Here is a 12027-nt window from a genome sequence, read left to right on the forward strand (position 1 = left end):
GCCTCGGGGTGCTCTACGCCCGCCAGCTCACCGCCGCCGAGACGGCCCGGGCCCGGCTGCCCCAGGTGTGGGCCCGGGCGGCGGGGCGCAAGCTGCCGCGGTTCGGCTAGGCCAAACCTGGGCCCAACCTAGAACGGCGCCGCGTGGGCCGGGGCCGCGTCGTGGGCGGCGGCGAAGGCGTGGCGGGCGCGGCTGCCGGGTGGGGCGAGGCACGCGAAGACGTACCGGCCCTCCTCGGGCAGGGCGAGCACGGTGTAGTCCAGGACGTCGGTGTCCAGGGCCGGGTGGCGGATGTGGAGTCGGCCGGGGCCGGGCGGCCCGGCCCGGTGGCGGTCCCACAGTGCGGCGAAGGCCGGGCTGTCCGAGGACATCCGGCGGACCAGGCGGGTGAGCCCGCGGTCGCCGGGGCGGTCCGCGTGGTGGGCGCGCAGCGAGGCGACGAGGTCCGCGCCGATCGAGCCGGTGGCCGCGAGGTTGCCCTGTGAACGGTCCCCGTACGGGCAGCAGAACACCTGCCAGAGCAGGTTGCGCTCGTGGGGCGGGCGCCGTTCCGGCCAGGCCATCAGCAGGCCGGCCGGGCGGTTCCAGGCGAGGAGTTCGAAGGTCGGGCCGGTGACGAAGGCGGGCGCGGCGTCCAGGGTGTCCAGCAGCGCCAGGGTGGTGGCGGAGACGGCCGGCGGCTCGGGCGGCGCCCCGGCCGGTGCGCGGTGCCGGGCGGCCAGCCGGTGCAGGTAGGCGCGCTCCGCCCCGGCCAGTTGCAGGGCCTCGGCGATGCCGTCGAGGACCGGGCCGGTGGGCACCCGCTGGCGGCCCTGCTCCAGCCGGGCGTAGTAGTCGGCGGAGATGCCCGCGCGGGCCGCCACCTCCTCGCGGCGCAGCCCGGGCGTCCGGCGGCGCCCGGCCGGGGGCAGGCCCGCCTCGGCGGGCGCGAGGCGGGCGCGGCGGGCGCGCAGGAACGCGCCCAGCGGGGTCTCGGGCATGCGGTCACGCTGCCACAGCCGGGCGGGGTTAGCCAGGACCTGGCCGTCCCTGGCTGGCCCGTCCCTGGTCGGCTGGTCCCTGGTCGGCCCGTCCCCGGGAAGGGCTGGCCGCTGGTGGCCCGGGCGGGGCGCCGGGAGGCTCGCCGCATGGGACTTCTCGACGACAAGGTCACGATCGTCACCGGCGCCGGGCGCGGCATCGGCGCAGCCGCCGCCCGGCTGTTCGCCCGGGAGGGCGCGCTGCTGGTGCTGGCCGCCCGCTCCGGCGCCGAGGTGGAGGCGCTGGCCGCCGAGCTGCGGGCCGGCGGGGCCCGGGCGGTGGCCGTCGCCGCCGACCTGACCACCGCGGAGGGCGCCGAGCGGACGGTCGAGGCGGCGCTCACGACGTACGGCCGGCTGGACGCGGCCTTCGACAACGCGGGTTCCGGCCTGTCGCCGGCCCCGCTCGCCGAGCGCTCCGAGGCCGAGTGGGACGACACCCACGCGCTCAACCTGCGCGGCAGCTGGCTCTGCCTGCGGGCCCAGCTGCGGGCGATGGCGGCGGGCGGTCGGGGCGGCGCGGTGGTGCTCAACTCCGGGGTGGGCGCGCTGGTGGGCGGCTTCGGGGACGGCGTCCAGCAGGCCGCCAAGCACGGCCTGACCGGCCTGGTGAAGGCGGCCACCGCCGACTACGCCCGGCACGGCATCCGGGTCAACGCCGTCGCGCCCGGCGTGGTGCGGACGCCCTCGACGGAGCAGTTCTTCGCGTCCGGCCCGGAGTTCGACGCCCTGGTGGTCCGCTCCACCCCGCTGGGCCGGGCGGGAGCGGACACCGAGATCGCGGAGGCGGCGGCCTGGCTGCTGAGCGACCGGGCGTCGTACGTGGCCGGGGTGACCCTGCCGGTGGACGGCGGGATCACCGCGACCCGGCGGTTCGACTGAGTGCGGGCCCGATCAGTTGGGGGCCCGGTCGGTCGGGGGCCCGGCTGGTCGGGGCGGGTCCGACGGCACCGTACGGGGGTCGGTGCCGTCGGGCCTACTCCGACGCAGGTTCCAGCCCGGCCGACCGGGCGGCGGTGCGGAGCAGGGCGCGGAGCATGGGGGTGGTGAGGCGGCCGGTGTTGGTGTTGCGCGGGCTCACGTGGTAGCAGCCGTACAGCTGGAGGGCGGGGCCGTCGTCGGTGGCGGGGAGGACGGCCAGGGCGCCGTGGCCGAAGGCGGGGCGGGGCCGGGGGACCTGCCAGCCGGCCTGCGCGAGGGCGGGCAGGAGGGCCTGCCAGGCGAAGCCGCCGAGGGCGACGACGGTCCGTACGGTGGGGCGCAGCAACTGGAGTTCGCGGGTGATCCAGGGGCGGCAGGTGTCGCGTTCGGCGGTGCTGGGCTTGTTGTCGGGCGGGGCGCAGCGGACCGGGTCGGTGATGCGGACGCCGTGCAGGTGCAGGCCGTCGCCGTACCGGACGGACTCGGGGCGGTTGGCGAGCCCGAGGTCGTAGAGCGCCGCGTAGAGCAGGTCGCCGGACGGGTCGCCGGTGAAGATCCGGCCGGTGCGGTTGGCGCCGTGGGCGGCGGGGGCGAGGCCGACCAGGACGAGCGGGGCGTCGGGCGGGCCGAAGCCGGGGATCGGGCGGGCCCAGTAGTCCCAGTCCAGGTAGGCGCGGCGCTTGGTGCGGGCGGTCTCCTCGCGCCACTCGACCAGGCGCGGGCAGGCCCGGCAGTCGGTGACGACGCGGTCCAGCGCGGTGAGCGAGATGGCGCGGGCGGCGGCCTCGGCGGGGTGGCGGGGGTGGCCGGGGTCGTCGGCGGCGGCGGACTGCGGCATGGCCCCGATCCTAGTAGGGCTTTGTCAGGTCCTGTGGTGGGAGCGGGGCGGATGCGGGTCGGTCGCATATCGGGCAGGCACCGGTCCAGGGGGCCTGGGCGGGTGAGGCATCCCTCCCCTCGCCTGACCATCCGTGGCGCCCGACAAAGCCCTACTGGGCCCTGTCCGGCCGCACCCGCTGGGCGGTCTGGACGGTGGCCTGGTTGAACCGCCGGGTGACGGTGGCCCGTCGACCGGGTTGGGCCCGGTGATCGGGGCGGTGGCGAGAAGGTCCGGTGGGACCGGGAGGCAACAATGGTGGAGAACGGGTACGCGGGTCCGTCTCGACGGCAGGTCCTGACGGCCGGCGCGCTGGCCGGCGCGACGGTGCTGAGTTCCGGCATGTGGGCGACCGAGGCGTCGGCGGCGGCACCGCCGGCGATCTTCTACTCGCCGCACCAGGACGACGAGGCGTTGGGCCTGGCCGGGGCGATCCTGGAGCACAAGGCGGCCGGCCGGCCGGTGTACCTCGTGCTGGTGACACGGGGAGAGAACGACGGGCTGGCGAAGCTGATGAACACCGATCCCTGCCCGCTGACCACAGGCTCGGACCGGCACCCCTGCGCGGCCGGCGGCCACCACGGGGTGAACTGGCCGACCGACGGCAGCAGCAAGATCGTCCCTTGCCGGACGGCCGAGTTCATGGCCTCTGCCGCCACCCTCGGGGTCGACAAGGTGATCAACCTGAAGATCGTCGACTCCCCCTACGGGGGGCCCGATGCCTTCGCCCGGTTCGTCGCCACGGTCAAGTCGAAGATCGCGTCCATCGCGCGGCAGTACCCGGGCGCCTCGCACAAGTTCACCGCGGGCTGGCTGGAGATCACCGACACCCACAAGGCGATCGCCGACGCGGCCGTGCAACTGGCCCGCGAGGGCAAACTCACCGACGTGCGCTTCAATTTCGTCTACGCCTACGACCAGCCGCTCGGCTCCCGCGCGAACGGTGCCGCCTACGTGCTGGACATCCCTGCCGCGCACATGGCGACCAAGCGCAACGCCATCTACTGCTACAACACCTGGGCCCCGTCCCGGAACCTCTACGCGCTCGGCTACCACAGCGTCCCGAACAAGCTGGAGTCCGCGCACAACGACCCGCACGAGTACGTCTTCACCCTCCCCAACAACTCGTACCAGTTCGGGAGCATCACGGCCCCGCACCCGGAGTGGTCGTAACAGAACAGGGCCGGGGTCGGGCTGTCGGCGGACGGCCCGACCCGGATTCCCGCTCAACCCCGCGGGACGAACCGGTCACCACCGCCCCACCGATCCCCGAGCGGGTGATCGTCTCGCAGCGACGTTCGAGGCCGGACAACCCCCCGACCCCCACCACAGGACCTGACAAAGCCCTCCTAGGGCTCGCACCGGGCCCGCATCGGCCGTGCACCGAGCTCGTGCCGGGCCCGTATCGGCCCTGCGCCGGCCTGGCCGGGCAGGCGTAGCGTGGAATCAGCTGCTCCGGCGGCCCCCGGCTGGGCCGGGTCGGCGACGGCCGGGGCTGGCTGGTGCGCGAGGAGGCCTCGCCGAGGCCGCAAGGAGGCCGCGATGATCGTCGATGCGGTGCTGGGTGCCATCGGGGGGCTGGTCGGGCTGGGGGCGATCTGGGCGGGCCTGAGCGTCCGGGTCGTCCAGCAGTTCCAGAAGGGAGTGGTGTTCCGTTTCGGCCGGGTGCGCAGGGATGTGCGCGAGCCCGGGCTGGTGGGGCTGCTGCCGATCGCGGACAAGCTGCGCAAGGTGAACGTGCAGATCGTGACGATGCCGATCCCGGCGCAGGAGGGCATCACCCGGGACAACGTGACCGTCCGGGTGGACGCGGTGGTGTACTTCCGGGTCGAGGACCCGGTGAAGGCGATCGTCAACGTGCAGGACTACCACTTCGCGATCTCCCAGGTGGCGCAGACCTCGCTGCGCTCGATCATCGGCAAGAGCGAGCTGGACGACCTGCTGGCCAACCGCGAACCGATCAACCAGGGGCTGGAGTTGATGATCGACAGCCCGGCACTGGGCTGGGGCATCGAGATCGACCGGGTGGAGATCAAGGACGTCGCGCTGCCGGAGTCGATGAAGCGCTCGATCGCGCGGCAGGCGGAGGCCGAGCGGGAGCGGCGGGCGCGGATCATCACGGCGGACGGTGAGTTCCAGGCCTCGGCCCGGTTGTCGGAGGCGGCGGCGGTGATGAGCGCGACCCCGGCGGCGCTCCAACTGCGGCTGCTGCAGACGGTGGTGGAGGTGGCGGCGGAGAAGAACTCGACGCTGGTGCTGCCCTTCCCGGTGGAGCTGCTGCGCTTCCTGGACAGCGCGACGGACAACCAGCAGCGGGCTGCGGTGAATGCCGCGGCGGCAGCGGCGAAGGCCGCCGAACGGGCCGCCGTGGAGGGGAAGGAGGCGGCGAAGGCGGAGGTCGAGCAGGACAGCTCGAAGCACGAACTCCCGCCGCTGGAGGAATTGTTGGACCAGTCGCCGGTGCCGGATGCGGACGCGCCGGGCGGGCGCGCGGAGCCGGACCAGGCGGCCTGACCGGCGCCCGGTGGCGGCCTCCGCGGGCCCGGACCAGGATGGACAGGGGAGCCGAAGCCAGGCCAGGAGGCGGGACCATGACCAGAGCCAGCGACATCATGCACCCGGGCGCGGAGTGCATCCGCGAGCACGAGACGCTCGCCGCCGCCGCCCGGATCATGCGGGAACGACACGTCGGCGCGCTGCCCATCTGCGGGGAGGACGACAAGCTGCTGGGTATCGTGACCGACCGCGACATCGTGCTGCGCTGCGTCGCCGAGGGCCGGGACCCGGCCGCGGTGACGGCGGGCGAGCTGGCCCTGGGCCGGCCGATGACGGTGGAGGCGGACGAGGACGCGGAGCAGGTGCTACGGGTGATGGAGCAGTACCGGGTGCGCCGGCTGCCGGTGATCAACCACCCGGAGCACAAGCTGGTCGGGATGATCAGCGAGGCGGACATCGCGCGCGGGCTGCCGCAGGCCCGGGTCGCGGAGTTCGTGTCGGCGGTCTGCGCGGAGGAGGCGCCCGCGGAGGAGGCGGCCAAGGCCGGGGCCTGACGGCGTCGGCTGATCCGGGCCGGGGGGTCAGTGCCAGCTGTGGCGGATCAGGGACGCGGCGAATCAATCAGGGCATCGTCCGGCCAGCGTGTCTAGGTGGCGGCGCAGCACGGCGCGCAGTTCGTCCGGGCCGACCAGGTCCGGGTGCTGGACGGCCTGGAGGGTGAGGCCGTCGAGCAGGGCGGAGAGGCGGCGGGTCTCGACGGCGAGGTCGAGGCCGGGCGCCAGGGCGCCGGAGCGCTCGGCCTCCGTCAGGACGCGGTGGATCAGCCCGTCCAGTCCGGCCTGCAACTCGGCGGCGCGGGAGCGGAGTTCGGGGCGGGTGCGGGCAGCGGTGACGAAGGACAGCCAGAGCGCGGACTCCTCCCGGCGCTCGGCGTCCAGCGGGAGGGTCTCGGTGAGGAGTTCCTCGACCTGTGTGCGGCGGTCGGTGCCGCCCTCCGGGTCGAGCAGGGTGCGGGCGTGGGTGCGGATGCGGCTGTCGATGCGGCGGGCCAGCTCCTGCATCGCGAAGATCATCAGTTCGGAGCTGCCGGCGAAGTAGTGCCGTACCGAGCCGATGGCGAGCCCGGCCTCGTCCGCGACGTTGCGTAGCGAGGCGCGTTCCAGTCCCTCTCGGGCGGCGACGCGGAGCACGGCGTCGGCGACGGCCTGGCGGCGTTCCGCGGGGTCCACGATCTTGGGCATGTTGCCGTTATAGCACGGTCGAGCTAAATTGCTGATTTAGCATGGTCGAGCTAAAAAACTCCCGGGGAGGGGTGTGCCGATGAACGTCTGGCTGCAAGCGGGGTTGATCGCCGTCGTGGTCGCGGTGGTGGTGATCCGGCGGCTGCGTGGGGAGCCGCTCAATGCCCGGGACCTGTTCGCGCCGCCGGTGGTGCTGACCGCGATCGGGTTCTGGTCGCTGGTGCGGCGCCCGGGTCTGGGTGCGGGTGACTATGCCTGGGTGGCCACCGGTGCCGCGCTCGGCGTCGGACTCGGGGTGCTGCGCGGCATCACCGTCGCGCTGTTCGAGCGCGACGGTGTGGCGTGGCAGCGGTACACCGGCCGGACTTTCCTGGTCGCCGCCGGCTCCCTCGCGGTGATGGCGGGCTTCGGCCTCCTCGCCGGCCGCTGCGGTCTCGCTCCGGATGCCCGGCCGGTGCAGTTGTCGATCGGCGTGGGCTTCCTCGGTGAGGCCCTGGCGGTCGGCTGCCGGGTGCTCGTCGCGGGTCTTCCCTTCGCGCCCGAGCGACGGGGTCTGAATCCGTCACTCGGCGCGGATCGAATCAGGCGGTAACTTTGGTTGTCGTAGGCCGGTTCGGTAACTATGGTTGTCGCATGACATCGATCGAGATCACCCCCGAGGAGCGGTCCGAGCTGGCCAGGGCGCTCGGTGACGCACTGAACCCCCTTGCCAGGGCTGTTCGTTCGCGCGAGACCGGGCTGCCCGAGGACCGGATGTGGAACGCGGACCCGGCCGAGGTCGCGCTCTCCGTCCTCGCCACCTGGAAGGTGGTGGACACGGAGGTCAAGCGGCTGACCGCGATCGCGGCGGCGACGGCGGGTTCCTACGGCGCGAGCTACGAGCAACTGGGTGCGGCCTGGGGCATCACCCGGCAGGGCGCCCGGAAGAAGTGGCCGGAGGCCCGCCCGGCGGCGCCGCAGGGCATGCTCGAACTGTTCGGCGGAACGGCCGAGTTGGGGCAGGAGGAGGAATCCGGCGGCTGGCGCTGGGCGGGCGTCGGCGCCGACGGCGCGCGCGGCGCGGCCGACCGCGGCTACCCGACGAAGGAGGAGGCCGCGGCCCGCGCCGGGGCCTTCCTCGGCGAGCACGCCGCGCCCTAAGTGCGCCCCCGAAGCGCCCGGGCGATCAGTTCCGCCAGGTGCAGGGCCTGGCGGCCCTGGGCGAGTTGGGTGATCTGGGTGCGGCAGCTGAAGCCGTCGGCCAGGATCACCGTGTCGGGGGCGGCGGCCCGGACCTCGGGCAGCAGGACGCGCTCGGCGATCGCCTCGGACACCTCGAAGTGGCCCCGCTCGAAGCCGAAGTTGCCGGCCAGGCCGCAGCAGCCGGAGTCCAGCACCCGGTTGTGCAGGCCGAGTCGGGCCTCGACCCGGCGGTCGGCGGCGCTGCCGAGGACGGCGTGCTGGTGGCAGTGGGTCTGGGTGACGGCGTCCAGCGGGACGTGCGGGAGCGGGGCGTCGGGGGCGTACTGGTCGAGGAACTCGGCGAAGGTGCGGGTGCGTTCGGCGAGCGGGCGGCCGTCCGGGCCGAGCAGTCGGGGCAGGTCCTCGCGCAGGGCGGCGGTGCAGCTCGGGTCCATCCCGACCACCGGGGTGTCGGCGGGCAGCCCGGTGTCGGCCAGCGTCCGCAGGCTGCGCCGCAACACCCGGCGGGCGGTGCCTAGTTGGCCGGTGGAGTACCAGGTCAGGCCGCAGCAGACCGGGCCGGCGGGCAGCCGCACGTCGAAGCCCAGGTGCTCCAGCACCTCGACGGCGGAGCGCAGCACGTTCGGCTGGAGGTGGTCGGAGAAGGTGTCCGGCCACAGCAGCACCGGCCGTGCCCCCGCCGGGGCCGGGTGCGCGGTGCGGTGGCGGCGGTACCAGCGGGTGAAGGTCTCCGGCGGGAGGACCGGCAGCACCCGGCGCCGGTCGACTCCGCCGAGTAGCTTGAGCAGCCCGGCGGCCGGGGAGCGGGCGAGGGTGTTGGCGGCGCCGGGGGCGAGGGCGGCGGCCCGCAGCCAGAGCGGCAGCCAGCCCATCGAGTAGTGGGCGAGCGGGCGCGGGCGGTGCCGGTAGTGCTGGTGGAGGAACTCGGCCTTGTAGGTCGCCATGTCGACATGGACCGGGCAGTCGCTCGCGCAGCCCTTGCAGCTCAGGCAGAGGTCCAGGGCCTCCCGGACCTCCGTCGAGCGCCAGCCGTCGGCGATCGCCGCGCCGCCCTGGCGGCCGGGAGGTGCCGCCATGCCGCGCAGCATCTCGGCCAGCAGCCGGGCCCGGCCCCGGGTGGAGTGCCGTTCCTCGCCGGTGGCCATGTAGCTGGGGCACATCACCCCGGTGTTCGGGTCCACGCACTTGGCGACGCCGACGCAGCGGTGCACGGCCTTGGCCAGGCTGCCGCCGTCCTGCTCGTACGGGAGGGCGAGCGGCAGCGGGCGGCGCGGGGCGGTGACGAAGCGCAGGTCGGCGTCGAGCGGGCGCGGGTCGACCAGCGCCCCCGGGTTGAGCAGGTGCTCGGGATCCCAGATCCGTTTGAACTCGCCGAACAGGGCGATCACCTCGGGCGGGTACATCCGGGGCAGCAGCTCGCCGCGGGCCTGCCCGTCGCCGTGCTCGCCGGAGAGCGAACCACCGTAGGAGACCACCAGGTCGGCGGCCTGCTCCAGGAACTCCCGGAAGACCAGCACCCCGGCGGGCTCGTCCAGCGGGAAGTCGATCCGCAGGTGCACGCAGCCGTCGCCGAAGTGCCCGTACGGCACGCCGTGCAGGCTGTGCCGGCGCAGCAGGGCGCGCAGGTCCCGCAGGTAGTCGCCGAGGCGCTCGGGCGGGACGGCGGAGTCCTCCCAGCCGGGCCAGGCCTCGCCGCCGCCGGGCAGCCGGGTGACGATGCCGGCGCCCGCCTCCCGGACGGCCCAGAGCTGGCGCTGCTCGGCCGGGTCGGTGACGAGGGCGACGGAGGCGGAGCGCTCGCGGCGCACCGCGTCGGCGAGCCGGCGGGCCGCCTGGTAGGCCTCGACCGGGGTGGCGCCGCCGGTCTCCAGGAAGAGCCAGCACTCGCCCGCGGGCAGCCGGTCCAGCGCGGGCGGGCGGGGGCCGGCGGCGAGCAGTGCGGCGATCAGGTCGGCGGACATGCCCTCGGCGGTGAGCGGCCCGAGCGGCAGCAGCGCGGGGACGGCGTCGGCGGCGGCGCCCTCGTCGGGGTAGCCGGCCACCACCAGGGCGCGCGCGGGCGGCTCCTCGACCAGCCGGACGGTCGCGCCGAGCAGCACCGCGCAGCTGCCCTCGGTGCCGGTGAGCGCGCGGGCCAGGTCGTGGCCGTGCTCGGGCAGCAGGGCGTCCAGCGGGTAGCCGGAGGTGCGGCGGGGCAGCGCGGGCAGGCCCTGGCGGATGGTGGCGAGGTTGCGGTCGGTGAACTCCTGGAGCTGCCGGTGGAGTTCGCCGGGCCGCCCGGGCAGGGCACGGAGCGCGGCGCGCTCCTGCGGGGTGAGCCGGCCGCCCACGGTCAGCTCGGTGCCGTCCGCGAGCAGCAGCTCCAGCCGCTCGACGTTGTCCGAGGTGCGCCCCCAGGCGAGCGAGTGCGAGCCGCAGGAGTCGTTGCCGATCATGCCGCCGAGGGTGCAGCGGCTGTGCGTGGACGGGTCGGGGCCGAAGCGCAGCCCGTACGGCCGGGCGGCGCGCTGGAGGTCGTCCAGCACGGTGCCCGGCTGGACCCGGGCGGTGCGGGCCTGCGGGTCGACGTCCAGGACGGCGCCGAGGTGGCGGCGGAAGTCCAGCACCACCGCGCCCGGGCCGATCGCCTGCCCGCCGATGCTGGTGCCCGCCCCGCGCGGCACCACCGGCACGCCGTACTGACGGCAGAGCGCGACGGCGGTGCGGACGTCGTCGAGGTCGGCGGGTTTGACCACGCCGAGCGGCAGCTGCCGGTAGTTGGACGCGTCGTGGCTGTAGACGGTCCGCTCGGCGGTGCCGAAGCGGACCTCCCCGCGCAGTACGGCGGCCAGTTCGCGGGCCAGCTCGGCCCCGGGGGCTGCGGACGGACGGCTCACCAGGGACCTCCGGGCGGGTGCGGCGACGGCTCCGGCCGATCATGGCAGCCGCGCGCCCGCAGGGGTACCGGCCACGACCGGGGTACCGCCGATGGGGTGTCGGTCGGCGGCCGCCCGGACAGGACCTCGGCCCCGCCGCCTGCGGAGGCGGGGTCGCGCACGTGCGGAGTCCGGTCACCGCCGCCCGGTGAGCGTGCCGCGGGCGATGTGGGAGAGCTTGGCCATCTCGAACGCCGGGTAGGCGCCGCCGGCCAGCAGCGAGAACTTGATCCCCTCGCGGCCGCCGGGCCGCCGGTGGCCGGGCGGCTGGAAGCGCCGGTGGTGCTCGGCGGCCCGGTGGAAGAACTGCGGCCGCTCGGCGCGGGTGACGCACCCGGCCAGGTCGAAGACGAACAGGTAGTGCCGGATCATCCGGACGAACAGCGCGTCCCGCACCGCGTACAGGTGCGGCTGGTCCTCCAGCAGCGCGAAGCTGCGCTCGTACTGGTCGAAGAGGTCGAACACGCCGCTGCCCGGGGAGCCGGTGGGGTGGACGGTCTCCCGGCGGCGCAGCTGCACGCACTCGCGCGCCAGCGCGGCGACCCGGCGGGCGCCGAGCAGTGCCGCGTGCACCACCGGGATCTCCTCGTACCGGCCGTCGGGGAAGGCCAGCCGCAGCTCCTCCCAGTGGCCGCGGCGGATCAGCCGGTCCCAGACCAGCGGCGGCGCGCCGAACAGGGCGGGCTGGTCGAAGGGCTCGAACACCTCGGGGCCGGCTTCGGCGAGCAGCGACTCCGCTCCGCCCGGCCAGTCCCGGTCGTTGTGCCGGCGGGAGTGGCCGAACAGCAGCAGGTCCACCGGGCCGGTCTGCCCGAGCCGGTCGGCGAGGGTCTGCAACGCGTCCTGGGGCAGCTGGTGGTCGGCGTCCAGGAACAGCAGGTACTCGCCGGTGGCCCGCGCCGCCCCCGCGTTCCGGCTCACCCCGACCCCGACCGCCGCGTTGAGGTGCAGGACCGACAGCCGCGGGTGCCGGGCCGCGTACGCGTCGGCGAGTTCGCCCGCGGCGTCGGGGGAGCGGTCGGCGACCACGATCACCTCGACGTCCTGGAGGGACTGTGAGAGCAGCGAGTCCAGGCAGTCCGCGAGCTGTTTGTGCTGGTCGTAGGCGGGGAGTACGACGCTGATGAGGGGTGAGGGCATGACGCCGGAGCGTAAGAGGACGCGCTGACCGTGGCAAAGCCCTGACGGTGCGTAATACCGAGCAATCCCCGCCAAATCGTACGACCGTACGCCATATCTTCACGCGGCCTGCCGGACGCGTCCACGACAGCCGGAACGCGCCGGGCCCACGAAACGGGGGTGATTTTGGGGGCGGGGGTGGTCGAGGATCCGTCAGCTCTGTGTTTGCGCCACGGGGGGTTCTTCCCAAAGAACAA

The 12027-nt window shown here is 74.7% G+C and carries 11 protein-coding genes; 6 read left to right on the forward strand and 5 right to left on the reverse strand.

All coding sequences use genetic code 11. The annotated features are described in order from the left end of the window. Positions 1–128 precede the first annotated feature (128 nt). Entirely contained in the window at positions 129–980 is an 852-nt protein-coding gene (locus ACFVX9_RS38725) for a helix-turn-helix transcriptional regulator (protein WP_380377310.1), read from the reverse strand. 147 nt (positions 981–1127) lie between these two features. Between ACFVX9_RS38725 and ACFVX9_RS38730 the strand changes: the two genes are divergently transcribed. Further along, a complete protein-coding gene (locus tag ACFVX9_RS38730) occupies positions 1128–1901 on the forward strand; it encodes an SDR family NAD(P)-dependent oxidoreductase (protein ID WP_380377309.1) in 774 nt (257 codons plus the stop codon). Positions 1902–1995: 94 nt separating this feature from the next. Here ACFVX9_RS38730 and ACFVX9_RS38735 read toward each other — a convergent pair whose 3' ends face one another. Beyond that, positions 1996–2778, reverse strand: coding sequence for a uracil-DNA glycosylase (locus tag ACFVX9_RS38735; protein WP_380377307.1), 783 nt, complete (start codon positions 2776–2778; stop codon positions 1996–1998). A 294-nt stretch (positions 2779–3072) separates the two neighbouring features. On the opposite strand from ACFVX9_RS38735, the gene ACFVX9_RS38740 reads away from it, so the two are divergent. The 3 genes from ACFVX9_RS38740 to ACFVX9_RS38750 all read left to right on the forward strand — a co-directional run bounded on the left by ACFVX9_RS38740 (position 3073) and on the right by ACFVX9_RS38750 (position 5867). Beyond that, on the forward strand, positions 3073–3990 hold the full coding sequence (locus tag ACFVX9_RS38740; RefSeq protein ID WP_063346448.1) for a PIG-L deacetylase family protein: 918 nt from the start codon (positions 3073–3075) through the stop codon (positions 3988–3990). A gap of 369 nt (positions 3991–4359) precedes the next feature. Continuing rightward, a complete protein-coding gene (locus ACFVX9_RS38745; protein ID WP_380377305.1) occupies positions 4360–5331 on the forward strand; it encodes a slipin family protein in 972 nt (323 codons plus the stop codon). A gap of 77 nt (positions 5332–5408) precedes the next feature. Further along, entirely contained in the window at positions 5409–5867 is a 459-nt protein-coding gene (locus tag ACFVX9_RS38750) for a CBS domain-containing protein (protein WP_380377304.1), read from the forward strand. Positions 5868–5930: 63 nt separating this feature from the next. On the opposite strand, the gene ACFVX9_RS38755 is transcribed toward ACFVX9_RS38750, so the two are convergent. Then, positions 5931–6554, reverse strand: coding sequence for a TetR/AcrR family transcriptional regulator (locus ACFVX9_RS38755; RefSeq protein WP_380377302.1), 624 nt, complete (start codon positions 6552–6554; stop codon positions 5931–5933). Positions 6555–6633: 79 nt separating this feature from the next. Here ACFVX9_RS38755 and ACFVX9_RS38760 point away from each other — a divergent pair, with 79 nt between their 5' ends. Beyond that, on the forward strand, positions 6634–7146 hold the full coding sequence (locus ACFVX9_RS38760; RefSeq protein WP_387986902.1) for a DUF1453 domain-containing protein: 513 nt from the start codon (positions 6634–6636) through the stop codon (positions 7144–7146). Positions 7147–7187: 41 nt separating this feature from the next. Then, positions 7188–7694 (forward strand): hypothetical protein, encoded by a 507-nt coding sequence (locus ACFVX9_RS38765; RefSeq protein ID WP_380495438.1) that lies wholly within the window; start codon positions 7188–7190, stop codon positions 7692–7694. Here ACFVX9_RS38765 and ACFVX9_RS38770 read toward each other — a convergent pair. Together ACFVX9_RS38770 and ACFVX9_RS38775 are read right to left on the reverse strand one after the other, a co-directional pair. After that, positions 7691–10612 carry an FAD-binding and (Fe-S)-binding domain-containing protein gene (locus ACFVX9_RS38770; RefSeq protein ID WP_387986905.1) on the reverse strand — a complete coding sequence of 974 codons (2922 nt, stop codon included), beginning with the start codon at positions 10610–10612 and terminating at the stop codon, positions 7691–7693. The genes ACFVX9_RS38765 and ACFVX9_RS38770 overlap by 4 nt on opposite strands. A 174-nt stretch (positions 10613–10786) precedes the next feature. Then, on the reverse strand, positions 10787–11791 hold the full coding sequence (locus tag ACFVX9_RS38775; protein WP_380377294.1) for a glycosyltransferase family 2 protein: 1005 nt from the start codon (positions 11789–11791) through the stop codon (positions 10787–10789). Between the last annotated feature and the right edge of the window lie 236 nt (positions 11792–12027).

The sequence above is a fragment of the Kitasatospora sp. NPDC058243 genome (assembly GCF_042882025.1).
Classification (GTDB): domain Bacteria; phylum Actinomycetota; class Actinomycetes; order Streptomycetales; family Streptomycetaceae; genus Kitasatospora.